The organism is Erwinia sp. PsM31 (assembly GCF_030433775.1).
In the GTDB taxonomy this organism is placed as follows: domain Bacteria; phylum Pseudomonadota; class Gammaproteobacteria; order Enterobacterales; family Enterobacteriaceae; genus Erwinia; species Erwinia aeris.
The window spans coordinates 288,032-313,759 of the sequence record NZ_JARUWZ010000002.1; the positions used below are offsets into that span (position 1 = coordinate 288,032).

The 25,728-nt window shown below is 57.8% G+C and carries 21 protein-coding genes; 10 read left to right on the forward strand and 11 right to left on the reverse strand.

What is annotated here, in order from left to right:
• The first annotated feature begins 439 nt into the window (after window positions 1-439).
• Together QCD69_RS02855 and tus are read left to right on the forward strand one after the other, a co-directional pair.
• Window positions 440-841 carry an H-NS family histone-like protein gene (locus QCD69_RS02855; RefSeq protein ID WP_125290095.1) on the forward strand — a complete coding sequence of 134 codons (402 nt, stop codon included), beginning with the start codon at window positions 440-442 and terminating at the stop codon, window positions 839-841.
• 132 nt (window positions 842-973) lie between these two features.
• Entirely contained in the window at window positions 974-1,903 is a 930-nt protein-coding gene (tus, locus tag QCD69_RS02860; RefSeq protein WP_301250958.1) for a DNA replication terminus site-binding protein, read from the forward strand.
• Between the two features lie 36 nt (window positions 1,904-1,939).
• Here tus and fumC read toward each other — a convergent pair whose 3' ends face one another.
• Window positions 1,940-3,337: a class II fumarate hydratase gene (gene fumC, locus QCD69_RS02865; protein WP_253454347.1), complete on the reverse strand. Its 1,398-nt coding sequence runs from the start codon at window positions 3,335-3,337 to the stop codon at window positions 1,940-1,942.
• Between the two features lie 365 nt (window positions 3,338-3,702).
• On the opposite strand from fumC, the gene QCD69_RS02870 reads away from it, so the two are divergent.
• Both QCD69_RS02870 and add read left to right on the forward strand, forming a co-directional pair.
• Complete coding sequence (locus QCD69_RS02870; protein ID WP_253454348.1) at window positions 3,703-5,202, forward strand: YdgA family protein; 1,500 nt, start codon at window positions 3,703-3,705, stop codon at window positions 5,200-5,202.
• 169 nt (window positions 5,203-5,371) lie between these two features.
• Window positions 5,372-6,370 (forward strand): adenosine deaminase, encoded by a 999-nt coding sequence (gene add / locus QCD69_RS02875; protein ID WP_301250959.1) that lies wholly within the window; start codon window positions 5,372-5,374, stop codon window positions 6,368-6,370.
• A 64-nt stretch (window positions 6,371-6,434) separates the two neighbouring features.
• Here add and QCD69_RS02880 read toward each other — a convergent pair whose 3' ends face one another.
• The 5 genes from QCD69_RS02880 to QCD69_RS02900 all read right to left on the reverse strand — a co-directional run bounded on the left by QCD69_RS02880 (window position 6,435) and on the right by QCD69_RS02900 (window position 12,025).
• Complete coding sequence (locus QCD69_RS02880) at window positions 6,435-7,475, reverse strand: oxidoreductase (protein WP_125290100.1); 1,041 nt, start codon at window positions 7,473-7,475, stop codon at window positions 6,435-6,437.
• Between the two features lie 87 nt (window positions 7,476-7,562).
• Window positions 7,563-8,474 (reverse strand): arabinose operon transcriptional regulator AraC, encoded by a 912-nt coding sequence (gene araC, locus QCD69_RS02885; protein WP_125290101.1) that lies wholly within the window; start codon window positions 8,472-8,474, stop codon window positions 7,563-7,565.
• A 9-nt stretch (window positions 8,475-8,483) separates the two neighbouring features.
• Window positions 8,484-9,464: an L-arabinose ABC transporter permease AraH gene (gene araH, locus QCD69_RS02890; RefSeq protein WP_253454351.1), complete on the reverse strand. Its 981-nt coding sequence runs from the start codon at window positions 9,462-9,464 to the stop codon at window positions 8,484-8,486.
• A gap of 15 nt (window positions 9,465-9,479) precedes the next feature.
• Window positions 9,480-10,994, reverse strand: a complete 1,515-nt coding sequence (araG, locus tag QCD69_RS02895; RefSeq protein WP_125290103.1) for an L-arabinose ABC transporter ATP-binding protein AraG — start codon at window positions 10,992-10,994, stop codon at window positions 9,480-9,482.
• A gap of 47 nt (window positions 10,995-11,041) precedes the next feature.
• Entirely contained in the window at window positions 11,042-12,025 is a 984-nt protein-coding gene (locus QCD69_RS02900; RefSeq protein WP_301250960.1) for an arabinose ABC transporter substrate-binding protein, read from the reverse strand.
• 345 nt (window positions 12,026-12,370) lie between these two features.
• Here QCD69_RS02900 and QCD69_RS02905 point away from each other — a divergent pair, with 345 nt between their 5' ends.
• A complete protein-coding gene (locus QCD69_RS02905) occupies window positions 12,371-14,053 on the forward strand; it encodes a ribulokinase (RefSeq protein WP_301250962.1) in 1,683 nt (560 codons plus the stop codon).
• 9 nt (window positions 14,054-14,062) lie between these two features.
• Window positions 14,063-15,568 (forward strand): L-arabinose isomerase, encoded by a 1,506-nt coding sequence (gene araA / locus QCD69_RS02910; protein ID WP_301250963.1) that lies wholly within the window; start codon window positions 14,063-14,065, stop codon window positions 15,566-15,568.
• Window positions 15,569-15,652: 84 nt separating this feature from the next.
• Here araA and QCD69_RS02915 read toward each other — a convergent pair whose 3' ends face one another.
• From QCD69_RS02915 to ytfQ, 5 genes are all read right to left on the reverse strand, one after another.
• Complete coding sequence (locus tag QCD69_RS02915) at window positions 15,653-16,498, reverse strand: radical SAM protein (protein ID WP_301250964.1); 846 nt, start codon at window positions 16,496-16,498, stop codon at window positions 15,653-15,655.
• A gap of 225 nt (window positions 16,499-16,723) precedes the next feature.
• Window positions 16,724-17,707 (reverse strand): galactofuranose ABC transporter, permease protein YjfF, encoded by a 984-nt coding sequence (gene yjfF / locus QCD69_RS02920; protein WP_253454356.1) that lies wholly within the window; start codon window positions 17,705-17,707, stop codon window positions 16,724-16,726.
• A complete protein-coding gene (gene ytfT / locus QCD69_RS02925; RefSeq protein WP_253454357.1) occupies window positions 17,700-18,710 on the reverse strand; it encodes a galactofuranose ABC transporter, ATP-binding protein YtfT in 1,011 nt (336 codons plus the stop codon). The genes yjfF and ytfT overlap by 8 nt, the downstream gene beginning before the upstream one ends.
• Window positions 18,703-20,223, reverse strand: coding sequence for a galactofuranose ABC transporter, ATP-binding protein YtfR (ytfR, locus tag QCD69_RS02930; protein WP_253454358.1), 1,521 nt, complete (start codon window positions 20,221-20,223; stop codon window positions 18,703-18,705). The genes ytfT and ytfR overlap by 8 nt, the downstream gene beginning before the upstream one ends.
• 47 nt (window positions 20,224-20,270) lie before the next feature.
• Window positions 20,271-21,227: a galactofuranose ABC transporter, galactofuranose-binding protein YtfQ gene (ytfQ, locus tag QCD69_RS02935; protein ID WP_253454359.1), complete on the reverse strand. Its 957-nt coding sequence runs from the start codon at window positions 21,225-21,227 to the stop codon at window positions 20,271-20,273.
• Between the two features lie 525 nt (window positions 21,228-21,752).
• Here ytfQ and ydgT point away from each other — a divergent pair.
• The 4 genes from ydgT to rsxC all read left to right on the forward strand — a co-directional run.
• Window positions 21,753-21,968, forward strand: a complete 216-nt coding sequence (gene ydgT, locus QCD69_RS02940) for a transcription modulator YdgT (protein WP_125290112.1) — start codon at window positions 21,753-21,755, stop codon at window positions 21,966-21,968.
• 354 nt (window positions 21,969-22,322) lie between these two features.
• On the forward strand, window positions 22,323-22,904 hold the full coding sequence (gene rsxA, locus QCD69_RS02945) for an electron transport complex subunit RsxA (RefSeq protein ID WP_034914646.1): 582 nt from the start codon (window positions 22,323-22,325) through the stop codon (window positions 22,902-22,904).
• Complete coding sequence (gene rsxB, locus QCD69_RS02950; RefSeq protein WP_125290113.1) at window positions 22,904-23,479, forward strand: electron transport complex subunit RsxB; 576 nt, start codon at window positions 22,904-22,906, stop codon at window positions 23,477-23,479. The genes rsxA and rsxB overlap by 1 nt, the downstream gene beginning before the upstream one ends.
• Window positions 23,472-25,728 (forward strand): electron transport complex subunit RsxC (rsxC, locus tag QCD69_RS02955; protein WP_301250965.1); only part of this gene is annotated, 2,257 nt, incomplete at its 3' end. The genes rsxB and rsxC, both read left to right, overlap by 8 nt.

A 25,728-nucleotide genomic window follows, 5' to 3' on the forward strand; every position in this document is an offset into this window, starting at 1 on the left:
ATATTTTTATCTTTGCCGCTTTCATTATAAGCGGCGGCTTTACTGATTTTACCTGGCGGCAGAGTTTAAAGCCGTGCAGCATAACAGGCCGATAAACAATCCTGCTGGCAGCTTGCAAAAATTTCTTACGATGCCGTTACAGCAGATTAAATCAGCTCTCTTTACCCGTGCGCTTCGGCGCTGTAATTGTAGAGGTGTTTGATAAGCCTGGCGTGCCTTTTTATTGTCACACTTCAGTATGGCGTTAAGAATTTTCCCATTCATAAAAAAATATAGCGTCATTCTGCCGGCGCTATTTTGCAAAAAATATGAAAAAGTCGCGTAATTAAGGATTTTTTTTGAGATTTAGTGTTTTTAACTGCGGCAATTCTATGTACACTGTCCTACGATACATACACTGATTATGTTTTTTAACTAACTTAACGCTACGGATTCCTTTATGAGCGAAACTCTGAAAGTACTAAATAACATTCGAACTCTTCGTGCACAGGCTCGTGAAGTTTCTTTATCTGAACTGGAAGAGATGCTGGAAAAACTCGAAGCAGTCGTTAACGAACGTCGCGATGCAGAAGCGGCTATCGCTTCTGAAATCAAAGAAAAAGAAGAGAAGCTGGCGAAATATCGTCAGATGCTTCTGGACGACGGTATCGATTTAAGCGAGCTGACCGCAGCTGAAACTAATTCAGGTAAATCTCGTGCCAAGCGCGCGCCGCGTCCTGCTAAATATCAATACACCGATGAAAATGGCGAAACCAAATCATGGACCGGCCAGGGCCGTACGCCAGCGGTGATTAAGCAGGCGCTGGATCAGGGTAAAAAGCTGGAAGATTTCCTGATTTAAATCTTCAGCCACGCTGGTCATTCAGCGTGGCAGCTTTTATTCCCTTTCTGACCGGTTCCTTTATTCCCTCGCTTGCGTAGTTAATCTTTACTCTCTACCCTCTTATAAGTATGTTGTAACTAAGGACATATGATGAGTCGATACGACGCCGTTGAAAATCTGCACCGCTGCGCCACGGATTTGCAGGCCGCTTTAGGCGAGCTTACGCAACGGCTTTCCGGGCAGCGCCTGCTGGCCGCCCGCGTGTTTGAACTGCCGCCTGTTCAAAAAGGTCAGGAACACGATCCCGTCACGGAAATCGCCGTCGTGCAGCATCTGGCGCAGCCCGCCTTCGCCATGGCCCTCGCCCACTACGGCCGCCTTTATATGCAGCACCAGTCGGAAACGGTCAGCACCAAGGCCGCCGTTCGCCTGCCCGGCGCCATTTGCCTTGAGGCTTCACCGGAACAGGCCGATGCTTTACGGCAGCAGGTAGAGACCGTTAATAAACTAAAAAAACGGCTGGAGGAAATTATTACGGTAGAGTCGGGCGTGCCCAGCGAAGATCGTTTTGAATTTGTGCACAGCCATTTGCGGGGGCTAATAACGCTTAACGCTTATCGCTCTATCTCTTTACTCGACGCGCCCGATTCCGTGCGTTTCGGCTGGGCAAATAAACATATAATTAAAAACGTTAGCCGCGAAGAGATAGTGGAAAAACTGAAAAAAAGCCTGCGCTCCGGTCGCGCTATGGCGCCCTGGACGCGCGAACAGTGGGGGGAAAAATTACAGGATGAGATCGCCATGCTTAATTCGCTGCCCGCTACGGCAAAGCTGAAGATAAAAAGGCCGGTCAAGGTGCAGCCGATTGCCCGCGTATGGAATAAGGAACAGCAAAAACAAACGCAGCTCGCCTGCCCTTCTCCCTTGCTGGTGCTCTGCCCCGATGCCTTATCCGTCCCTAAGCTGGGCGAATTATTAAATTACGATGCCGGTAAGATCGTGCATCGATTTAAACCGGAAGCAAAAAAGCTCTTTTCGCTGATCCCTCGTTTACACCTTTACAGTGACCGCCTTGCATAAAAAAAGAGCGGAAACATTTCCGCTCTTATTCAGCTATTACGCTTTCATGCTGCCGACCATCTCTTCCGGCCTGACCCAAAGGTCAAACTCTTCTTCCGTCAGGTAGCCCAGCTTCAGCGCGGACGCTTTCAGCGTCAGGCCTTCTTTGTGCGCTTTTTTGGCAATTTCCGCCGCTTTGTCGTAACCGATATGGGTATTCAACGCCGTTACCAGCATCAGCGATTCATTCAGCAGTTGTGAAATACGATCGCGGTTCGGCTCAATGCCTACGGCGCAATGGTGATTAAAGCTGTCCATACCGTCCGCCAGCATCCGCACCGATTGCAGGAAATTATGAATAATCATTGGACGATAAACGTTAAGCTCAAAATTACCGGACGCGCCGCCCATATTGACCGCAACGTCGTTGCCCATCACCTGACAGCAAAGCATGGTCATCGCTTCACACTGCGTCGGATTCACTTTACCTGGCATGATAGAGCTGCCCGGTTCGTTTTCCGGGATGGCGATCTCGCCGATACCGCAGCGAGGGCCGGAAGAGAGCCAGCGCACGTCGTTAGCGATCTTCATTAACGAGGCCGCCAGTCCTTTCAGCGAACCGTGCGCGTGCACCAGCGCGTCGCAGGTTGCCAGCGCTTCAAATTTGTTTGGCGCGGTGACGAAAGGCTGCTTAGTCAGCTCCGCCAGCTCTTTGGCTACGCGTACCGCATATTCCGGGTGCGTGTTCAGCCCGGTACCAACCGCCGTGCCGCCCAGCGCCAGCTCCGCCACGTGCGGAATGCTCTGCTCAATATGCGTCAGATTGTGCTTCAGCATGGCCACCCAGCCGGAAATCTCCTGGCCCAGCGTCAGCGGCGTGGCGTCCTGAAGATGGGTACGGCCAATCTTCACGATGTCCTTATAGGCCTGTGCTTTTTCATCCAGCGTTTTTTGCAGCACTTTCAGCTGAGGGATCAGGTGCTCTTTCAGCGCGATAACGGCAGCAACGTGCATGGCGGTAGGAAAAACGTCGTTAGAGCTTTGGCTCTTGTTAACGTCGTCGTTAGGGTGCACCAGACGCGACATGCCGCGCTCGCCGCCCAGGATCTCGCTGGCGCGGTTGGCCAGGACTTCGTTCATATTCATATTGGTCTGGGTACCGGAACCGGTCTGCCAGATAGCCAGCGGAAACTCGGTTGCGTGCTGGTTGGCCAGAACCTCGTCGGCAGCCTGCACTATCGCCTGCGAGCGTTCTGCGGGCAGCAGGCCCAGATCGCTGTTCACCTTCGCCGCTGCGCGTTTGGTTAACGCCAGCGCGTGCACCAGTTCAACAGGCATCTTTTCGCTGGAGATGCGAAAATGCTCCAGAGAACGCTGCGTTTGCGCGCCCCAAAGTTTATCTGCCGGCACTTCGATGGAACCCATTGAATCTTTTTCAATGCGGTTGGCGGCCATGTCTCTCTCCTTTACTGGTTATGATGAAACCCAACTTGCCCGTCCGGGCGTTTTGCGCGGGCCATAGTATGACATACAATAATTTAACATTTTGCGAGCCGGTCGTCCTTATCGCATTTCGCCGCCGCCGAAAATTTCTTTCATATAACACAGAGTTAATACTTTTTTTTCTTTCTGCCTGGCCCGCATTTATTCTGGCGACCTGCCGCATTCTTTTTACATTACGCACGGAAGCCAGATTGCGGCTGACGCCGCGAGCCACAGTTGCTATCATAATTAACCTGTTATACAGAAACGTTTTTCTTGCCGGATTGCGCCGGATGCGATTGTCGGCATCGGTGACTTAAAAAAGGACGATTTTACAGATGAAAAAAACAAAAGTAGCGGTGGGCGTGATTGTCGCTCTTGGCGTGATTTGGACCGGTACGGCGTGGTTTACCGGTAAACAGCTGGAAAAGAACAGGGATGAACTGGTGCAGGAGGCCAACGCTCGCCTGAATGTGCTGGCACCGAACAGCCGCCTGAAGGTAAGCTATCAGGACTGGCAGCGCGGCGTTTTCAGCAGCTCGCTGCGCCTGGTGGTCCAGTCTGACTCACAGACCGAAGATACTTCGCCGCTGAAGCCGGGCCAGAGCGTGGTGTTTGACGAAAAAATCGATCACGGCCCTTTCCCTTTCGCCCAGCTGAAAAAATTCAATCTGATCCCCAGCATGGCTTCGGTACATACCCAGCTCGAAAATACCGACGCGGTGAAAAAGCTGTTTGAGATGGCTAAAGGCAAGTCGGCGTTGCAGGCGGAAACCCGCGTAGGCTACGGCGGCGCGACCGCTTCCGTTATTAAGCTGCTGCCGCTGGACTATACCAATGCCCAAACCGGTGAGCGCTTTGCCTCTAACGGCGGCACCATCAACCTCAGCGCCGATAAAAAAGGCGATAAGGTCGATTACGACGGCAAGCTGGAAAGCCTGGTGCTGACCATGCGCAATCAGCTTAATATGCCGGTTATGTTTACCCTGAACGGCCTGACCCTGGACGGCAAAACGCACCTTAACGCCCAGGGCCTGCGCATTGGCGATCAGAAAAGCAGCCTGGATAAGCTCAGCTCGACCGTAAACGGCCAGCCCTCTTTCGAACTGCACGGCATTAAGCTGAACTCCGCTTACGATAGCGTGAACAATCAGGTTTCCGGCACCACCGACCTTGCGCTGGACGCGATGAAAATCCGCGATAGGGACTTCGGTCAGGTCAAACTGTCGCTCAAGCTTTCCCAGTTTGACGCCGACGGTCTTAAAGCCTTCAGCGATAACTATCAAAGCCAGGTGCAGGCGCTGATGAACGAACCGGGCGTGAGCGATAACTTTGCGCTTTATCAGCAGCGTATCGGCGAAATCCTCAACGCCAACCTGCCGCTGCTGCTGAAAGGTAACCCGGTCATCACTATTGCGCCGCTGAGCTGGAAAAACGACAAAGGCGAAAGCAACTTTAACCTTTCCGTGCACTTTAAAGATCGCGTTGCCGGTGCGCCGCAGCCGCAAACCCTGAGCCAGGCGCTGGATAACGTGCTGAAAACGCTGGACGGCAAGCTGACTATCTCTATGGATATGGCCACGGAGATGATGACGCAGGTTGCTATGGCGGAAGGCTATAAGCAGGAAGAAGCCGCTAAGCTGGCCGATCAGCAGGTGAAAGGCGTGGCCGCAATGGGCCAGATGTTCCGTCTGACCAAACAGCAGGACAACAATATCGTCACCAGCCTGCAGTATGCGAGCGGCCAGGTTACGATGAACGGCGAGAAAATGACGCTCGACCAGTTCTTTGCCCGCTATATGCTGGGCGGCGAACCGGCGGCAATGCCGCAGCAGTAACCCCATCGTTAAGCTACCAACCGTACCGTGCGCAAGGCCGGTACGGTTTTTTATTGCGCCAGCGGGCAATTAATCGGCAGTTGGCCCGACAATCGCGCAATTCGCTGGTACAGCAGCGCGGAATGTTTTTATACTGTTATGCACTTTTATCACTACAGAGTGCACCGCCATGATTGATTCCCGTATTCCCCTTACCGATATCCATCGCCATCTTGACGGCAATATCCGTGCACAAACCATTCTTGATTTAGGCCGTGAATTTAACCTTACGCTGCCCGCCACCACGCTGGAAACGCTGCGCCCGCACGTGCAGGTAATGAAAAACGAGCCGGATCTGGTCAGCTTTCTGCAAAAGCTGGACTGGGGCGTCAAGGTGCTTGGCTCGCTGGAAGCCTGCCGCCGTATCGCGATGGAGAACGTTGAAGACGCTGCCCGCGCCGGTATCCACTATGCGGAACTGCGTTTTTCTCCCGGCTATATGGCGATGACCCACAACCTGCCGATCGCGGGCGTGGTGGAAGCCGTTATTGACGGCGTACGCGCGGGCTGCGAAAAGCACAACATTACCGTACGCCTGATCGGCATTATGAGCCGCACCTTTGGCGAAGAAGCCTGTCTGCTGGAGCTGGAGGCGCTGCTGGCGCACCGTGACGCCATCACCGCGCTGGATCTGGCTGGCGACGAGCTGGGCTTCCCCGGCAGCCAGTTTTTAAGCCACTTTACCCGCGCGCGCGACGCTGGCCTGCGTATTACCGTTCATGCCGGTGAAGCAGCAGGGCCGGAAAGCATCTGGCAGGCGATCCACGAGCTGGGCGCCGAGCGTATTGGTCACGGCGTGAAAGCGGTAGAAGATGCAAAACTGATGGATTACCTGGCGGAAAAAGGGATCGGCATTGAGTCCTGTCTGACCTCCAATATCCAGACCAGCACCGTCTCTTCGCTGCTGCACCATCCGCTGGCGACGTTCCTGGATCACGGCATTCTGGCGACCATCAATACTGACGATCCTGCCGTGCAGGGTATTGAGATTGGGCACGAATACAAAATCGCCGCGCCGCAGGCAGGCCTGAGCCAGCAGCAGATCCGTACCGCCCAGGAAAACGGCCTGAAAATCGCTTTCTTAAGCGAAGCGGAAAAAGAGGCGATTCGCGCCAGCGTAGCGGCCTGATCGCTAAAACTGCCCGGCAGCGCGCCGGGGCAGTTTTCGCTAAGCCTGCTGCAGTGCCATAAGACTACTTCAGCGACAGGGTCTGACGCTTCTCGGCGGATTGCAGGCCCAGTTCGATCAGCTCCATCACCTGAATCGCTTCCTGCGCCGTTACCGGATTCGCGCCGTCGCCGTTGATGGCGTCGCGAATGCCGGCGTAATAGGCCGGATAGTTGCCCGGCGTGGTCAGCAGCGTCTCTTCCGCCATCATTTCGCCGTTAGCCAGCGTGACCACGCCGTCGCGCATATCGTAGCCCCACTCTTCCTGCGGCGGACGCGCGCCCGCTCTCAGGCTGTCTTCCTGCGGATCCAGACCATATTTTACATAGCTGCCGCGCGTGCCGTGTACCTGATAGCGTGGCGATTCCGCCGCCGCCAGCATGCTGGCATGCAGCACCACCCGACGCTTTGGATAGGTCAGTACGGCGTGGAAATAGTCGGTAGTCTGCGCGCCCGTGCGTAGCTCCGCCAGATCCACATTAATCGCCACCGGCGAACCGAACAGCTGGAGCGCCTGGTCGATCAGGTGCGGCCCTAAATCGTACCAGATGCCGCTGCCCGCGCCCTTCTGCTCGCGCCAGCGGTTACGCACTTCCGGCCGGAAACGGTCAAAATGGGATTCAAAGTAGCGCACTTCGCCCAGCGTGCCTTCTGCCAGCAGCGTTTTCAGGGTCAGGAAATCGCTGTCCCAGCGGCGGTTATGAAAGACCGACAGCAGCAGGCCTTTGGCAGCCGCCAGCGCTTCCAGCTCGCGCGCCTGTGACAGTGTCACGGTAAAGGGCTTGTCCACCACCACGTGCTTGCCTGCGTTAAGCGCGGCTTTGGCCAGCGGGAAATGGGTGTCGTTAGGGGTGGGAATAACAATCAGCTTAATGGATGGGTCATCGAACAGCGCCTGCGGTTCGGCCACGACCGTGGCGGTGGGCCAGTCGGCGTGTACTTTAGCAGCGTCGCTGCTGGATACGGCGGCCAGTTCCATGCCGGAAGTGCCGCTGATTAGGGGCGCGTGAAACGTCTTGCTGGCAAAGCCGTAGCCCACCAGGCCAACGCGAATAGTGTCGTTCATGTCAATTCCTCTTGTCGCTTACCCGAATGATTTAAGACTATCGTTCGGGCAAGGACAAGACGGATTAGGCTGAATGTTATAAGAAAGTTACTGACTGGCGCTCAGCAGATCCCAGCTTTCGCGCGTCACCAGCGTGTCGGCGTCCAGCGAGCGACGACGGAAATCGCTGGGGCTGACGCCTACGCGCTTGCGAAACACGCGGGAAAAATAGAGCTGATCGTCATAGCCCACAATGCGCCCCACGGTGGCGATAGGCTCCTGAGTGGTCTGCAACAGCAGCCTGGCGCGAATGATGCGCTGATCCTCTCGCCAGCGCAGCAGATTGATGCCCATCTGCTCGCGGAACAGGTGCGCCAGCCGCGACGGCGACAGGCACACGTGGTTGGCGACCTCGTCAATCTTCAGCTCGCCCGCCAGGTTGTTGGTCACGTACTGGCAGGCTTCGATGATACGCGGATCGCGGATCTGCTGATGGCTGCGCGGATCTTCTTCCACCGCGCGCAGCAGCAGCCTTTCCAGCAGGTTCATCGCCAGCTCTTCCGCAAAGCGTTTGCCGGAGGTGTGCGTCTGCTCAATGGTGGTAAACAGCCGTTCGAACTCGCCCCACAGCCGTTCGGGCAGCCGCAGCCTGCCGACGCCGCGCTTCTCATCCTGCCACACCAGCCAGCTGCTCCAGTAGGCGCGCGGGCGGAAGTAGATCCAGCGATGGTGCCAGCAGTCGCTCTCCGGCGAGCGGCCGTAGTAGTGCGAGGTTTTAGGCTGAAACAGCAGCAGATCGCCCGGCTCGCACTCAAACGCCTCTTCGCCGCTGAAGACCTGGCCACGGCCCTTGATGGTCAGGTTGATAATATAGCCTTTCATCCCGGAGGGCCGATCGATAAAGAAGTCGAGCGGATCGCCCGCGCCGATTGGCGTCAGGCCCGCCACCAGCCAGGCGTTAAAGGGATAGCCGGGCAGCAGCGGATTGGATTGCGCCACCGGCGCCAGACGATGATACATAACGCCTCCTCAGGCCGTTTTGGCTTTTTGTTTGTAGCGGTCGAAAATCACCGCCGCCAGCAGGATCAGGCCGCGCACCACATACTGCGAGAACGGCGAGATATTCAGCAGGTTCATCGCGTTTTCCACCGTGCCCAGGATCAGCACGCCCGCCACCACGTAGGAGATTTTGCCGATGCCGCCCTTCAGCGAGACGCCGCCCAGCACGCAGGCGGAGATAACGATCAGCTCATAGCCCAGCGAGGTCATCGGCTGGCCGCTGGTCATGCGCGAAGCGAGGATAATGCCCGCCGCGGCGGAAACCAGCCCGGAAAGAATGAAAATGATGATACGCGTGCGCACTACCGGTACGCCAGCCAGGCGAGCCGCTTCTTCGTTGCCGCCGATAGCCAGCGTGTTGCGGCCAAAGGTGGTTTTGTTCAGCAGAAAGCCAAAGACAATCAGCGTGCCGATGGTCAGCCAGACCGGTGCCGGAACGCCCAGCCAGCTGGCGTAGCCCAGCGCGAAGAAACGTTCGTCTTCAATGCCCACGGCCTTGCCGTCAGAGAAAATATAGGCCAGGCCGCGCACGATTTGCATCGTCGCCAGCGTGGTGATCAGCGCGTTGATTTTGAGTTTGGCGATCACGAAGCCGTTAACGAACCCGCAGAGCACGCCCAACAGCAGGCCCGCCGCAATGCCGATCCACAGGCTTTCCGTCATATTGATCACTACGGCGGCGGTGACGCCGGCGCAGGCAATCACCGAGGCGACCGAGAGATCGAAGTCGCCGGAGGCAAGGCAGAATAACATGCCGCAGGCCACCATGCCGGACATCGACATCGCCAGGCCCAGCCCTTTCATATTGATCAACGTGCCGAAGTTGGGCACAAAGATCGTGCAGCCGATAAACAGCACGGCAAACACCACCAGCATCCCGAAATTATCCCAGATGCGGCTCAGGTTGACGCGCTGCGTTGGCGGCGTGGCGGAAGAGGTAGTTAAAGACATGATTGACTCCTTAAGTCAGGCTACGCGCTGCGTGGTTTTCGGCATGGCAAGCGCCAGCGTCAGGGCTTCGGTGGCTTCCTGATGGCTCAGCTCGCCCGCGATGGCGCCCTCGCGCATCACGAGAATGCGATCGGCCAGCCCCATCACTTCCGGTAAATCGCTGGAGGCGAAGAGCACGGCGATGCCCTCTTCCGCCAGCGCGTAAATCAAACGGTAAATTTCATTCTTGGCGCCGACGTCAATGCCTCGCGTTGGCTCGTCCAGCAGGATCACTTTCATCTCTTCCGACAGCCAGCGTCCCAGGATCGCCTTCTGCTGATTACCGCCGGAAAGATTCATGATTAGCTGGTCGGCGCCGGGCGTTTTAATATTCAGCGAGCGAATATGGCTGGCGGCGTTTTTACTTTCCCACTGGTTGTCGATCAGGCAGCCTGCGGTGAGGTTATTGCGCCGCGCGCTGATATTGATGTTGTCGCGCACGGAATGCACCGCGATGATGCCGTCCGCCTTGCGATCCTCCGGACAGAGCAGGATCCCGGCGCGGATAGCGTCGGACGGCTCACGAATGGTTAACGCTTTGCCGTCAAGCTGCACTTCGCCGCCGCTGATGCGCGTGCCGCCGAACAGCCCTTTCAGCAGTTCGCTGCGGCCCGCGCCCACCAGGCCAAACAGGCCGACGATTTCTCCCGCGCGCACCTCCAGCGAGATCGGCGTCCGCACGCCTTTGGCCTGCACGTTATCCAGCTTCAGGCGCACCTCGCCGGTTTTACGCGGCGCGTAGCCGTAAATATCGCCAATTTCGCGGCCAACCATTGCCTGCACCAGTTCATCATGGCTGGTGGCGCCGACATCCTGAAAGGTCCGCACGTAGCGGCCGTCTTTAAAGACGGTAATGGCGTCGCTGAGCGCGAAGATTTCTTCCATGCGGTGCGAAACATACAGCACCACTTTGCCCTCGTCGCGCAGCTGGCGGATCACGCGGAACAGCTGCTCGATTTCACGGGCGGAGAGCGAGCTGGTCGGCTCGTCAAAAGCGATGACTTTGGCATTCCTCGCCAGCGCCTTGGCGATTTCCACCATCTGCCACTGGCCAAGCGACAGCGACTTCAGCGGCGTATCGGGATCGATATCCATCCCTAAGTTTTTTAGCTGTAATCCCGCCTCGTAGCGCAGCAGCGAGCGGTTAACAAAGCCCGCGCGCTGCGGCAGCTGGCCCAGATAGATGTTCTCCGCTACCGACATTTCCGGCACCAGGTGCAGTTCCTGATAGATAATCGCCACGCCCGCGTTCAGCGCGTCGAGCGTGTTGGCAAAATTAACCGGCTGGCCTTTCAGGCGGATTTCGCCGCTGGACGGCTGATAGCTGCCGCTCAGGATCTTCAGCAGCGTCGATTTGCCCGCGCCGTTTTCGCCCATCAGGGCGTGCACCTGGCCCGCCGCACAGTCGAAGCTGATATCCGTCAGCGCCTTAACGCCGGGAAAGGTTTTGCCGATATTGTGAAAGCTCAGATACGGGGATGCCATGGTCATTCCTCGCTATAAGGTGCGCCGGGAGCCGCAGTGCGGCCCCCGTCCGATTACATCAGGCCTTTTTTAGCCAGCTCGGTTTTAAAGTTGTCGCGGGTGATCAGCACCACGTCGGTGACTTCGGTAAACTTCGGCGGCTCGGCGTCTTTGGTCACCCAGTCGTGGAGCATCTGAATGCTTTTATAACCGTGTACGTCCGGGCTTGGCAGCAGCGAACCGAAGAAACCGGTCGCCTTGCCTTTGGAGAGTTCGCTGATGGCGTCCACGCCGTTAATGCCGATGCCGATCACGTCCGGCGCCTTAAAGCCCTGGCCTTCGGTTGCGCGCACGCCGCCGAGGACGGTGTTGTCGTTCATGCCGACAATCAGCCAGTGTTTCACTTCCGGATGCTGCACCAGCAGCGAGTTGCCCGCGTCGAAAGCGCCGGGGATATCGTTGGATTTGGTCGGTACTTTATAAATCTGAGCTTCCGGGAAGCCTTCCGCCTTCAGCGCGTCCACTGACCCACTGGTGCGGCGACGCGCCGTATCCAGCTCGTCCGCCGTAATCGCCATGACGCCCGTTTCTTTCGCGTCCCAGCCGCGCTTTTTCATCTCCTTATAGAGTTCCTGCCCCTGACGCTCGCCAATTTTGGTTGCCGCCATCATCACCAGCGGCACCGTATCCATCGGCTTGCCTTTGGCCGTAACAAACTGATCGTCCACGGCAATCACTTTCAGATCGTAACTGCGGGCCTTCGCCACGATGGCGGAACCGAGTTTAGGATCGGGCGTGCAGATCACAAAGCCCTTCGCGCCGCTTGCGGCCAGGCTGTCGATAGCGTTCAGCGTTTTTTCACCATCGGGCACGGCGATTTTAATTACCTCAAAGCCTAAATCTTTGTCCGCCTTATCGGCGAACTTCCATTCGGTCTGAAACCAGGGTTCTTCCGGCTGCTTGACTAAAAAACCCAGCTTCATGGTGTCAGCGATAGCTGAATGTGACATAACGGCGGCGAGGCCAGCGATGGCTAACGCCTGAGTAAATTTGTGCATGAGGCTCTCCGGCTCAGTGCCCGCTTTTGGCGGTTTAATGTAAACGGTATCATTCGGTCCTGGCACGCTGTAACGCCAGCATATTCGGCATTAGCGCAGACGCCGATAAGCGCTAGTTGTAATGGTAAAGATGCGTAGAAAGGGAGAGCGCTATCACACCCTGAGCTTTTAGCTGTTTAATCCATATATTTAGCAAAATTAACACAAATCAAACATTTGAAGTCGGTCACAAAACACTGCGCGACGACAGAAAAGTGCATATTTGCAGCGCCCTTTAGACTAACCGCCTGGCGCGCGATTTCTTAGGGTAGTCATATCGTATTCATTGACCGCCCGGAGAGAAAAATGCAGTTGGACGCCATCACAATCGGTCTGGACTTTGGCAGTGATTCCGTACGCGCGCTGGCAGTAGAGTGTGCAAGCGGTAAAGAGCTGCAAACCGGAGTCGTCGCCTATCCGCGCTGGCAGGCGGGTCTGTACAGCCAGAGCCGCATCAATCAGTTCCGTCATCATCCGCAGGACTATATCGACGCCTTTGAGCAGGCCATACGTGACGTTGTCACTAAATTAACGCCCGCTCAGCGCCAAAACATCGTGGGGATCGGCGTTGATTCCACCGGATCCACGCCAGCGCCCATCGATCGCGACGGCAACGTGCTGGCGCTGCGCCCGGAATTCGCCGAAAACCCCAACGCCATGTTTGTGCTGTGGAAAGATCACACGGCCATTAAAGAAGCGGAAGAAATTACCGCGCTGTGCCACAGCGGGCGTTTCGAGGACTACGCTCGCTTTATTGGCGGCACCTACTCCTCGGAGTGGTTCTGGGCAAAAATCCTGCACGTCAGCCGCGAGGATAAAGCGGTGCGCGAGGCGGCGGTCGCCTGGGTGGAGCTGTGCGACTGGGTGCCCGCCCTGCTCAGCGGCACTACCGCGCCGGAAGCGATCCGCCGTGGACGCTGCGCCGCCGGGCATAAATCGCTGTGGCATCCTGCCTGGGGCGGCCTGCCGGGCGCGGATTTCTTTAACGCGCTGGATCCGCTGCTGACGGAGCATCTGGATACGCCGATGTTCAGCGAAACCTGGACGGCCGAACAGCCCGTTGGGCAGATTACGGCGGAATGGGCGACGCGGCTTGGCGTGCCGTCTGGCGTGATGATTTCCGGCGGCGAGTTCGACTGCCATATGGGCGCCGTTGGCGCGGGCGCCACGCCTTACACGCTGGTAAAAGTGATTGGCACCTCAACCTGCGACATCCTGATCGCCGATGTGGACCGCGTCGGCGAGCGCGCCATTGACGGCATCTGCGGCCAGGTTAACGGCAGCGTGGTGCCGAATATGATCGGGCTGGAAGCGGGCCAGTCGGCGTTTGGCGATATGTACGCCTGGTTCAGCCGCCTGCTCAGCTGGCCGTTAATTCAGGCCGCTGAAAAACACCCGCATCTTCAGGCGGAGCTGGCGGAGATACAGAAAAATCTGCTTAACGAATTAACTCAGGCCTGGGCTGCCGATCCACAGCTGGATCATCTGCCGGTGGTGCTGGACTGGTTTAACGGCCGCCGCACGCCTTTTGCCAATCAGCGCCTGAAAGGCGTCATTACCGATCTTAACCTGGGCACCGACGCGGCCACGCTGTTCGGCGGTTTTATCGCCGCCACCGCCTTTGGCGCACGCGCCATTATGGAATGTTTCGAGCGTCAGGATATTCCGGTAGAAAACATCCTGACCCTGGGCGGTATCGCCCGTAAATCCCCGGCCATTATGCAGGTCTGCTGCGATGTGATGAACCGACCGCTGGATATCGTCGCGTCGGACGAATGCTGTGCGCTGGGCGCGGCGATTTTTGCCGCCGTGGCCGCCGGCGTCTATCCCGACGTGCCTGCCGCCCAGCAGAAAATGGCCAGCCCAATTGCTACCACGCTGCAGCCCGACGCCAGCCGCGTCGATCGCTATCAGCAGCTTTATCAGCGTTACCTTCAATGGTGCGACGTGGCCGAACCCCTGTTCGCCCCGCGCCAGCTCAACAGTTAAGGAGAAAGTATGGCTCAGCTCAATGCGCTCAGCGTCTGGTTTGTTATCGGTACACAGCACCTTTACGGAAGTGAGACGCTGCGTCAGGTGGAGCATCATGCTCAGCAGGTGGTGGACGGGCTTAACCGCGACGGCAATCTGCCGTTTCGTCTTCAGCTCAAGCCGCTGGTGAAAAGCCCTGACGAGGCGCTGGCGCTCTGCCGCGAGGCGAACTATGCCGACGAGTGTTTAGGCATCATCACCTGGCTGCATACCTTTTCGCCCGCCAAAATGTGGATTGGCGGCCTGTCGGTGCTGAACAAGCCGCTGTTGCAGTTCCATACCCAGTTCAACGCGGAGATCCCGTGGGACAGCATGGATATGGACTTTATGAACCTGAACCAGACCGCGCACGGCGGCCGCGAGTTCGGCTTTATCGGCGCGCGGATGCGGCTACCGCACAGCGTGATCACCGGCCACTGGCAGGATAAAACTGCCCAGGAGCGCATCGGCAAGTGGATGCGCGCCGCTGCCGCTAAGCAGGCCAGCTCGCAGCTTAAGGTCGCTCGCTTTGGCGACAATATGCGCGAAGTAGCGGTAACGGAAGGCGATAAGGTGGCGGCGCAGATCCAGTTCGGCTACTCGGTTAACGGCTGGGGCGTGGGCGACCTGGTGGAGGTGATTAACGGCGTCAGCGATGGCGACGTCAACGCGCTGATTGACGAATACGAGAGCCTGTATGACTTTACGCCAGCGGCGGCAGCCAACGGCGAGAAGCGACAGAACGTGCTGGATGCGGCCCGCATCGAGCTGGGGATCAAAAGCTTTTTGCAGGCCGAAGGCTGCATGGCGTTCACCACCAACTTCCAGACCCTGCACGGCATGACCCAGCTGCCGGGCCTGGCGGTACAGCGACTGATGGGCCAGGGCTACGGTTTTGCCGGCGAAGGCGACTGGAAAACCGCCGCGCTGCTGCACATCTTTAAAGTGATGGCGACCGGTCTGCCGGGCGGCACCTCCTTTATGGAGGATTACACCTATCACTTCTCGCCGGGCAACGAGCTGGTGCTGGGTTCGCATATGCTGGAAGTCTGCCCTTCCATCGCCAAAGAAAGCCGTCCGCTGATTGACGTGCAGTATCTGGGCATTGGCGGCAAGGCCGATCCGGCGCGCATGATTTTCTCCACGCCAGCCGGACGCGCGGTAAACGCCAGCGTGATCGATATGGGCGACCGCTTCCGCCTGCTGGTTAACGTCGTCGACGCCGTGGAGCAGCCAAAACCGCTGCCGAAGCTGCCGGTAGCCCGCGCTCTGTGGCGCGCACAGCCTTCGCTGGCAACGGCCTCCGAAACCTGGATCCTCGGCGGCGGCGCGCACCATACCGTGTTCAGCCAGGCGCTGACGGTGGAGGATATGCGTCAGTACGGCGAAATGCACGGTATTGAGGTGCTGGTGATTGACGAAGAAACCACGCTGCACGGCTTTAAGGACGCGCTGCGCTGGAACGAGGCGTACTATCGGCTGAACCAGCGTTAAGCCTGCCGATCTGGCAAGCCTATAAAGCCCCAACGGAGACGTCGGGGCTTTTATTTTATCTGTCGCCGGACGGGCTCCCCGCCGCTATCGGGCTGGCTGCTGGAGCATTTGGTGGATCAGCGCCTCCGTTTTTTCAAAAGAGGCGAACACCTGCTCGTCTGCTTTCTCTTTCTGATACTGGTCCGGCAGCACGCCGTCGTATTTGTCCCGGGGATTGTCACCACGCAGCCACTCCGCCGGAAAATCGGCCATTTTCTTTCCGCCTTCCCGATAACGGAACACCACGCCCTGACTGGTGCGCTCGTTGTAGGGAATAATACTGGTTTCGCTCTGTACGCAGATGCCGGGCTGGCCGACCAGCTTCGCCAGCGTCTGTTCAAAGTTCATCACAAAAATTGCGCCGATATCGTGCTGCGCCCAGTGGTCGAAAATCGCGTTAAGAAAGCGGCCGTAAGCCAGCGCGGGTACGGACCAGGGCGCGACCCGGCAGTCGCCTTTGAAATCCGGCGTGACCAGCGTCAGGCCGCTGGCGTCCGGCTCGGACGCTCGCCGCTCCACCAGCGGAATAAACTGCATATAGCGGCTGCCTGCGCGGCGCAAAAAATGGTAAATCTCCTTTGGCCTGTCGACGTTATCGGCGTTGACTACCGTTAGCGTGTTAAAGTCGACATGGTGACGTTTCAGGCAGGCCAGCCCGGCCATTACCTCGTTAAAGGTGCCTTTGCCCGCACGCGAACGCCGGTAACGGTCGTGCGTGATGCTGTCGCCATCCAGCGAAAGCCCCACCAGAAAGCGGTGCCGTTTGAAAAAGCGCGCCCAGTCGTCGTTAAGATTGACGCCGTTGGTCTGGAAAAAATTATTGATGTGCCTGCCCCGGGCATAACGCTGCTGAAATTCGGTTGTGCATACCCCCTCCTGGTGCGTTATCACGCGTGCTGCTGCGATGCCTTCCCTGACTAACAGGCGAAAAAAAACCTGAAAAAAAAGCGGAATATTTCACGCTCTTTTTTCAGGTTTCGCCCGCCCTGCGGTTACGCCCTGCCGTGGATGACACTAAGCCCGCGACGGTCGTTCCCACAACTGCCGACGGGGCATACTGTGATTACAATCACGATAAATCAGTGCGGTTTACCTCTTCGGCAAAAAATAGTCGAGTCAGCTCAGACGCTTCACCGGCGCATTCTGCTGGCGATCCCAGACTGCCGTCAGCAGCCTTTGCAGCGCGATAAAAGCAAACAGCAGGATGCCAATGGCGATTTTGGTCCACCATGAGCTGAGCGTACCGTCAAAGTTAATCCAGGTCTGGATTAACCCCTGGATCAGCACGCCAAAGAGCGTGCCGAGCACCGTGCCGACGCCGCCGGAGAGCAGCGTGCCGCCGATCACCACCGACGCGATGGCGTCCAGTTCTACGCCCATGCCCGCCAGCGCGTAACCGGCCGAGGTATAGATCGAAAACACGATGCCCGCCAGCGTCGCCAGCGCGGAAGAGAGCATATAGATACGTACGGTAGCGCTGCGCGTGCCGATGCCCATCAGGCGCGCGGAGGTGATATTACCGCCAATAGCATAGACTTCGTTGCCAAAGCGCGTACGGTGCGCCAGCAGGATCCCCGCCGCGACCACCACCAGCATAATCAGCGCCAGCAGGCTGAGCCGCCCGCCGCCGGGAATTTTCCAGGCCAGCGAAGAGAGCGTGCCGTACAGCGGATGATCGATGGGGATAGAGCTTTCCGACACCAGATAGCTGCTGCCGCGCAGAAAAAACATGCCAGCCAGCGTGATAATAAAAGCAGGCATTTTCAGCGCGTCGATCAGCCAGCCCATCAGCGCGCCGAATGCCGAGCCAAGCACCATCACCAGCGCAAACGCCAGCCAGGGATCGAGATGAAAATCGCCAATGGCCCGCGCCAGAAAAACGCCGGTAAAAGCGATCACCGCGCCCGGCGACAGATCGATGCCGCCGGAGAGGATCACAAAGGTCATGCCAACGGCGATAATCCCTAAAAAGGCGTTATCGGTCAGGATATTGGCGATCACGCGGGTGGAGGCGAAGCCGGGATACTGCGCCAGGCAGAACAGGTAGCCCGCCACAAACACCAGCAGCGTAATCATTAACGGCAAATAGCGTTTAATCACGGCGACCTCGCTTAAACAGTTGCAGAAAGGCGGGCGATTGCAGCAGCAGCACTGCCATCACCACCACGGCCTTGACCACCTGGTTCAGCTCCGGCGGAAAGCCGGAAAGCAGAATGCCGGTATTCATGGCCTGAATAGTCAGCGCGCCCAGCAGCGACAGCAGCAGGTTAAACCGGCCGCCCAGCAGCGAAGCGCCGCCGATAACCACGGCGAGGATAGCGTCCAGCTCCAGCCACAGCCCGGCATTGTTGGCGTCCGCGCCGCGAATATCCGCCGCGACAATCAGCCCCGCCACGGCGGCACACAGTCCGCTGATGATATAGGTTGTCATCACCACCGCCCAGCCGTTGACCCCGGCGTTGCGCGCGGCGCGCAGGTTAATCCCCACCGCTTCGATAAACATGCCCAGCGCGGTTTTTCTTGCCAGCAGCCAGACCAGCAGGGCCACGACCAGGGTTATCCATACCGGCACCGGCAGCAGCAACAGCGTGCCGCTGCCCAACTGCGCCAGCGAGTCGCTGTTAAAGGTGACGATTTGCCCCTGGGTAATCAGCTGGGCAACGCCGCGCCCGGCCACCATTAAAATCAGCGTCGCCACAAAAGGCTGGATTTTTAACAGCGCCACCAGCACGCCGTTCCACAAGCCGCACAGCAGCCCGCTGCCCAGCGAGGCGAGCACGATGACCGGCAGGCTGTGTCCGGAAACGGTCAGCGTGGCCGCCGTGGCACCGGCAATCGCCATCACCGCGCCTACCGACAGGTCGATGCCGCCGGTGGCAATCACCAGCGTCATGCCGATTGAAAGCAGCGCTACCGGCGCGGCCCGATTAAGAATATCAATCGGGCTGCCGAACAGCCGCCCGTCCTGAAGATGCACGGCAAAGAAGTTGTTTGCCACCAGGCTGTCCGCCAGCAGCACCAGGATCAGCGCGGCGAGCTGCGGCATCCCCGGCGGAAGTTTCCGTCCCGAAGCGGTTTTTTTCATCAGCCTTGTCTCAAGCATGGGTTCCTCCGGCGGCTATCGCCTTAACCACAGCGGTGACGGAGAGATCCTCCAGCGGGATCTCCGCAACCTGTCGGCGATCCCGCAGGATAATCACCCTGTCCGCATAGCCGACCAGTTCCTCCAGTTCAGAAGAGATAACCAGCAGCGCCAGGCCATCCGCGCAAAGCGTTTCGATTAGCCGGATAATCTCCGCGTGCGCGCCAACGTCAATGCCGCGCGTCGGCTCGTCCAGGATCAGAAACTGCGGTTTGGTCACCAGCCAGCGGGAGAGCAGCACCTTTTGCTGATTGCCGCCGGACAGCAGCTCCACCGGCTGTTCGGCATGCGGCGTCCGAATGCCTAAGCTTTTGATATAGCGTTCGGCTATCTGCTGCTGCTCGCGCCTGGCGATAGGTCTGAGCCAGCCGCGTTGGGCCTGTAGCGCCAGAATGATATTTTCCCGCACGGAGGCCGCGCCGATAATGCCGTCGGTTTTGCGATCTTCGGGACAGAAGCCGATCCCCGCGCGCGAGGCCTGCGCGGGCGTGCGGATAGAGCGAGGTTTTCCTCTGATGAAGGCGCTGCCGCTGTCGGCGCTTTTAATGCCGAACAGCAGCTCTGCGGTTTCCGTGCGTCCGGAGCCCAGCAGACCGGCAAGGCCAACGGCCTCGCCGGGACGAACGCTAAGGCTGAAGGGCTCTATCGTCCCTTTCCTGCCGTAATCTTTGAACTCCACCACCGGCTGATGGCTTTTTAAGGTGCTGCCCGCGCGTTGAAGGGCGGTTTCCAGCAGTTCGCGCCCCAGCATCAGCTTAATCAGCTCGATTTGCGGCAGCGCGTGCGTTTCTCGCGTAGCAACAAACTGGCCGTTGCGCAGCACGGTGATGCGATCGCAAATTTTGTATACCTGGTCCAGAAAATGGGTAACGAAAATCAGCCCCATGCCGCGCGCGCGCAGCTGGTTCATCAGCGTAAACAGCATCGTCACTTCGCTGGCGTCCAGGCTGGCCGTTGGCTCATCCAGGATCAGCACCTGTGCGGAGAGATCGACCGCGCGGCAGATAGCGATAATCTGCTGCATCGCAACCGAATAGTGGCCAAGCGGGCGCGTCACGTCCAGCTCAAAGCCGTAATTGTGCAGCAGCGTTCGCGCCTCTTTATTCATGCGGCGGCGATCGATCATCCCCAGCCGACGCGGTTCGCGCCCGATAAACAGGTTGTCCGCGACCGACATGTTGGGCAACAGATTGACCTCCTGATAGACGGTACCTATCCCCGCCTGCTGGGCCTCCGCCGTGCTGCGCGGATCGATAGCCTGGCCCGCCAGCGTAACGGTGCCCGCATCGCGCCGGTAAACGCCGGTCAACACTTTAATCAGGGTGGATTTACCCGCGCCGTTCTCGCCCAGCAGCGCCATGATTTCACCGCCCTGTAGATCGAAAGAAACGCCTGCCAGCGCTTTGACGCCGGGAAAACTTTTACTCAGTCCGCTGATGCTGAGCAGCGGCAATGTTTGCGATGAGCTGGTCATGGCTGGCCTCGAAAGCAGCGCCGTCCGACGAGCGGACGGCAAAGGTGTCAGTAACCCATTCCTTTTTTCTTATCCAGCTGGGCCTGGGCGTCGGCTGGCAAAAAGAGCCTCGATTCGGTTTTGATAATTTTTGGCGGCTGGGCGCCGTTCTTGCGGAATTTCTCCAGCGCGTCGAATGCCGGGCCGGCCATATCAGGCGTCAGCTCGACGTTAGCGTTAGCCTCGCCTGCCAGCATCGCCTTGTAAATATCCGGCACGCCATCAATCGAGCCGGTCAGAATATCTTTGCCCGGCTTAAGGCCGGCTTCTTTAATGGCCTGAATGGCACCAATCGCCATATCGTCATTGTGGGCGTAAACCATGCAGATGTTCTTGCCGTTGTTTTCCGCTTTAATAAAGCTCTCCATGACTTCTTTACCTTTGCTGCGGGTAAAGTCTCCGGACTGCGAGCGCACAATTTTAATGCCGGGCGCGTTAGCAATGGCTTCGGCAAAGCCTTTTTTGCGATCTATCGCCACGCTGGCGCCGACGGTGCCCTGTAGCTCCACAACATTACAGGGTTTACCGGCCAGCTCTTTGACCAGCCAGTCGCCAATCAGCTTGCCTTCCAGCACGTTATCCGCCGTGACGACGGACATATAGAGCGATTTATCTTTTACCACGATAGCGCGATCCAGCAGGAACACGGGGATTTTGGCGTCTTTAGCTTCCTCAAGCACCGGTTCCCACCCTGTTTGTACCACGGGCGCGATAAAGATGGCGTCCACGCCCTGCGCGATAAACGAGCGCACCGCCTTGATTTGGTTCTCCTGCTTTTGCTGTCCGTCGGCAATTTTCAGCGTGATGCCGCGTTTTTGCGCTTCGCTTTTGGCCATGCTGGTTTCCGCCGCTCGCCAGCCCGATTCGGAGCCAACCTGAGAAAAGCCAACCGTTAGGTTTTCTGCCAGCGCGTTACCGCTCAGCGCCGCGCCAATCAGCGTGGTTAAAAGTAAACGTTTCCACATAGGTTTGTTCCTCTGACGGGGGTCATTATCCGGGTGTGATTGCCGCTTAAGGGTGGCTCAGCCAGAAAAAAACATTTACGACAATGCTCACAAAATTCAGCAATTAAGGCGGGGCAAAACGGCAGGGATTTTCAGTGAAGAAAGGAATATGGATAAAATATACGTCAAGGCGGAAAAGTCATTGTTAAATAAGTGTAATAAAGATAAGCGCTTATCCGTCTGCTTCATGAAAGCGATTACAAAGAGAAGCACCGTATCTGCCGACTTACGTTAATAGCCTGTAGCAAGAGCAAAACGTTATTTTGTGAGCAATACCACATCCCGTTGGATCCAGTTATTAACACTGATAACATTTATTAACAAGAGTCGGGCAAATGCTAATTAAAGTCGACAATCACGGCGGCAGGATGCGGAAATGCCTTACTCTTTATTCTGAATTTACTGTGAATATGCATTTTCTACTATAGACAGCGCCTTGCCTGGTCATATACTTAAAACTCCTCATTTCTTATCATAACGGCAACCATGACAGTTCAAGACTATCTGTTAAAATTTCGTAAAGTAAGCTCTCCGGATACCCTGGAGAAGCTGTTTGATCATCTCAACTATTCTCTGACCGATAATAAAGAGATTATGGATATGTATCGCGCCGCCGATCATCGTCGTGCTGAACTGGCTTCGGGTGGACGTCTGTTCGATCTCGGCTGCGTACCCAAATCCGTCTGGCATTATGTCGTTTAGGTTTTCCGTTCTGATCCTGTTACCTGCTCCAGTCTGCAGCTCTTCCCCCCGCGGGCGCGCTGTACCATCCTCAGCGTTTTTATAACCTGAACCTGTATCAAGGCGGGCTGCCGTTGCCGCTCGCCTGAGCAACGCCCGGTTTTTTTTATCTCTGACAGGCTACGTTGACGGTCGGCCTGCCACCTTCCGCTATACTGCACGCTTTAATCACGCTTTCTGGCGCATTCGGTGTCGAAAAAACGGGCAATAATTTAATCCTCCGTGCGGTCGTTGCTGCTCTACGGCGCGCTGATGTTGTTGTCCGGCCGCGAATGACCGATAATAAGCCGCTTTTATTTTTTCTCAGGCGTAAAAATGACCGACTACCTGCTTCTTTTTATTGGCACAGTGCTGGTGAATAACTTCGTCCTGGTGAAGTTTCTCGGCCTCTGTCCCTTTATGGGCGTTTCCAAAAAACTGGAAACGGCGATTGGCATGGGACTCGCCACGACTTTTGTGATCACCCTGGCCTCGATCTGCGCATGGCTGGTGAATCATCTGATCCTGCTGCCGCTGGATCTGGTTTATCTGCGCACCATGGCCTATATCCTGGTGATCGCGGTAGTGGTGCAGTTCACCGAAATGGTGGTGCGTAAAACCAGCCCGGATCTCTACAGGCTGCTGGGCATTTTTCTGCCGCTGATTACCACTAACTGCGCGGTGCTTGGCGTGCCGCTGCTGAGCGTCAACCTGAACCATACCTTTTTACAGGCCGCGCTGTACGGCTTCAGCGCCTCGATCGGCTTTTCGCTGGTGATGGTGCTGTTTGCCGGTATCCGCGAGCGGCTGGTGCTGGCCGACGTGCCTGCGCCTTTTAAAGGCTCCTCTATCGCGCTGGTGACCGCAGGTCTGATGGCGCTGGCATTTATGGGCTTTAGCGGTCTGGTGAAATTCTGATGAGTGCAGTATGGATTGCGGTGGCGGTATTAAGCGTGCTGGGCCTGATTTTCGGCGGCCTGCTGGGCTATGCCTCGCGCCGATTTAAAGTTGAAGAAGATCCTATCGTCGAGCAGATCGACGCTATTTTGCCGCAAAGCCAGTGCGGACAGTGCGGCTATCCCGGCTGTCGCCCCTATGCGGATGCGGTAGGCAACAACGGCGAGCAGATCAACAAGTGCGCGCCCGGCGGCGAACAGACCATGCTCAAGCTGGCCGCGCTGCTGAACGTCGAGCCACAGCCGCTGGGCGACGAAGCGGCGCGGGAACCCGAGCGCAAAGTCGCGTGGATTGACGAAGCAAACTGTATCGGCTGCACCAAATGCATCCAGGCCTGCCCTGTCGATGCCATAGTCGGCGCCACGCGCGCCATGCATACCGTGCTGAGCGATGTCTGCACGGGCTGCGATCTCTGCGTCGCGCCCTGCCCGACTGACTGCATCGAGATGCGTCCGGTCGCCACCACAACGGCAAACTGGAAGTGGGATCTGCAAACTATCCCGGTCAAAGTCATTTCTGTGGAAAGCCATGCGTAACCTGTTCAAGCTGTTTAAAAAAGAGAAGCTGTGGGATTTTCAGGGCGGTATTCATCCGCCGGAAATGAAAACCCAGTCCAGCCGCACGCCGCTGCGCCAGCTGCCGCTGCCTTCCCACTTTATTATTCCTCTTAAGCAGCATATCGGCCACGAGGGCGAAATGCTGGTGAAGCCGGGTGATAAAGTGCTGCGCGGTCAGCCGTTGACGTTTGGCCGTGGTCGGATGCTGCCGGTACACGCGCCGACTTCGGGCACCGTGGACGATATTGCGCCTCATATGACGGCGCACCCTTCCGCGCTGGCGGAAATGTGCATTTTTATCACGCCGGACGGCGAAGATCGCTGGATTGAAAAAAATCCGCTGGCCGACTATCGCCAGCATGAGCGCGCGGCGATAGTCGAGCGTATTCATCAGGCCGGCGTGGCCGGGCTTGGCGGCGCGGGCTTTCCTACCGCTGCCAAGCTGAGAGGCGGGCTGCGCGGCGTAAAAACGTTGATTATCAATGCGGCCGAGTGCGAACCCTATATCACCGCCGATGACCGTCTGATGCAGGACTGCGCGGACGAGGTCATCGAAGGCAGCCGCATCCTGGGCTGGGTCTTGCAGGCCGAGCGCGTGCTGATCGGCATCGAAGACAACAAGCCGGAAGCGATCGCCGCGCTGAAAAAAGCGCTGGGCGGCGCGACGGATATGCAGATCCGGGTTATCCCGACCAAATATCCTTCCGGTGGCGCTAAGCAGCTCACTAAAATTCTGACCGGGCTGGAGGTGCCGCACGGCGGCCGCTCCACCGATATCGGCGTGCTGATGCAGAACGTCGGCACCGCCTGGGCGGTTAAACGCGCCATTATCGACGGCGAACCGCTAACCGAGCGCGTGGTGACCCTGACCGGTGAAGCCGTTAAGCGCCCAGGCAACGTCTGGGGACGCATCGGCACGCCCATCAGCCATCTGTTACAGCAGGCCGACTTTACGCCGGGCCCCGGCCAGATGGTGGTGATGGGCGGCCCGCTGATGGGCTTTACGCTGCCGACGCTGGACGTGCCGGTGGTGAAAATCACCAACTGCATCCTGGCCCCTTCCGCCAGCGAGATGGGCGATAGCGAAGAGGAAAAATCCTGCATTCGCTGTAGCGCCTGTGCGGACGCCTGCCCGGCGGCCCTGCTGCCGCAGCAGCTTTACTGGTACAGCCGGGGCGGCGACCACGATAAGGCGCGCGAGCACAATATTGACGACTGCATTGAGTGCGGCGCCTGCGCCTATGTCTGCCCCAGCAATATTCCGCTGGTGCAGTATTACCGCCAGGAAAAAGCGGAGATCCGCGCTATCGATCTGGAAGCGGAGCGCACCGCGCAGGCAAAAGCGCGCTTTGAAGCACGCCAGGCCCGTCTGGAACGTGAAAAGCTGGCGCGTGAAAACCGTCATCAGCAGGCAAAACGCACCGTTAGCCAGCGGGATCGCGGCGAGGTCGAAGCGGCGCTGGAGCGGGTGAAAGCGAAGCAGACGACAACCAGCGAAGACGCATTGGCTGCGGAAACTGCGGCGGCCGTAGCGCAGCGTGAAGCGCGGAAAGCGCAGGCGCGCGCGCAGCAGGCTGAAAAGCAGTCCGAGACCGAGCCGGCAACGCGTCAGGCAGGCGATCCGCGTAAGGCAGCGGTCGAAGCGGCTATCGCGCGTGCCAAAGCGAAAAAAGCGACGACGGAAGGCGAAGCGGCAGCCCAGGCGCAACCCGTGCAGGCAGCCGCCGCGTCGGTCGATCCGCGCAAGGCAGCGGTTGAGGCGGCAGTTGCTCGTGCCAAAGCGAAGAAAGCGGCAGCCGCGAAAGCCTCTGCTGACGACGCCGTGCAGGTAACCGAAAGCCAGCCCGTGCAGGCAGCTGAACAGCAATCCGTACAGGTAAACGAACAGCCGGAAGCCGCGTCGGTCGATCCGCGTAAGGCAGCCGTTGAGGCCGCAATTGCCCGCGCCAAAGCGAAGAAAGCAGCGGCCGCGAAAGCCTCTGCTGACGACGCCGTGCAGACGACCGAAAGCCAGCCCGTGCAGGCAGCTGAACAGCAATCCGTACAGGTAAGCGAACAGCCGGAAGCCGCACCGGTCGATCCGCGTAAGGCAGCCGTTGAGGCCGCTATCGCCCGCGCCAAAGCGAAGAAAGCGGCGGCCGCGAAAGCGTCTGCTGACGACGCCGTGCAGATAACCGAAAGCCAGCCCGTGCAGGCAGCTGAACAGCAATCCGTACAGGTAAGCGAAC

Coding starts and splice junctions, on each gene's coding strand:
- QCD69_RS02855 (WP_125290095.1), top strand. CDS start 440: ATGAGCGAAACTCTGAAAGTACTAAATAACATTCGAACTCTTCGTGCA.
- tus (WP_301250958.1), top strand. CDS start 974: ATGAGTCGATACGACGCCGTTGAAAATCTGCACCGCTGCGCCACGGAT.
- fumC (WP_253454347.1), bottom strand. CDS start 3,337: ATGGCCGCCAACCGCATTGAAAAAGATTCAATGGGTTCCATCGAAGTG.
- QCD69_RS02870 (WP_253454348.1), top strand. CDS start 3,703: ATGAAAAAAACAAAAGTAGCGGTGGGCGTGATTGTCGCTCTTGGCGTG.
- add (WP_301250959.1), top strand. CDS start 5,372: ATGATTGATTCCCGTATTCCCCTTACCGATATCCATCGCCATCTTGAC.
- QCD69_RS02880 (WP_125290100.1), bottom strand. CDS start 7,475: ATGAACGACACTATTCGCGTTGGCCTGGTGGGCTACGGCTTTGCCAGC.
- araC (WP_125290101.1), bottom strand. CDS start 8,474: ATGTATCATCGTCTGGCGCCGGTGGCGCAATCCAATCCGCTGCTGCCC.
- araH (WP_253454351.1), bottom strand. CDS start 9,464: ATGTCTTTAACTACCTCTTCCGCCACGCCGCCAACGCAGCGCGTCAAC.
- araG (WP_125290103.1), bottom strand. CDS start 10,994: ATGACCATGGCATCCCCGTATCTGAGCTTTCACAATATCGGCAAAACC.
- QCD69_RS02900 (WP_301250960.1), bottom strand. CDS start 12,025: ATGCACAAATTTACTCAGGCGTTAGCCATCGCTGGCCTCGCCGCCGTT.
- QCD69_RS02905 (WP_301250962.1), top strand. CDS start 12,371: ATGCAGTTGGACGCCATCACAATCGGTCTGGACTTTGGCAGTGATTCC.
- araA (WP_301250963.1), top strand. CDS start 14,063: ATGGCTCAGCTCAATGCGCTCAGCGTCTGGTTTGTTATCGGTACACAG.
- ytfT (WP_253454357.1), bottom strand. CDS start 18,710: ATGCTTGAGACAAGGCTGATGAAAAAAACCGCTTCGGGACGGAAACTT.
- ytfR (WP_253454358.1), bottom strand. CDS start 20,223: ATGACCAGCTCATCGCAAACATTGCCGCTGCTCAGCATCAGCGGACTG.
- ytfQ (WP_253454359.1), bottom strand. CDS start 21,227: ATGTGGAAACGTTTACTTTTAACCACGCTGATTGGCGCGGCGCTGAGC.
- ydgT (WP_125290112.1), top strand. CDS start 21,753: ATGACAGTTCAAGACTATCTGTTAAAATTTCGTAAAGTAAGCTCTCCG.
- rsxA (WP_034914646.1), top strand. CDS start 22,323: ATGACCGACTACCTGCTTCTTTTTATTGGCACAGTGCTGGTGAATAAC.
- rsxB (WP_125290113.1), top strand. CDS start 22,904: ATGAGTGCAGTATGGATTGCGGTGGCGGTATTAAGCGTGCTGGGCCTG.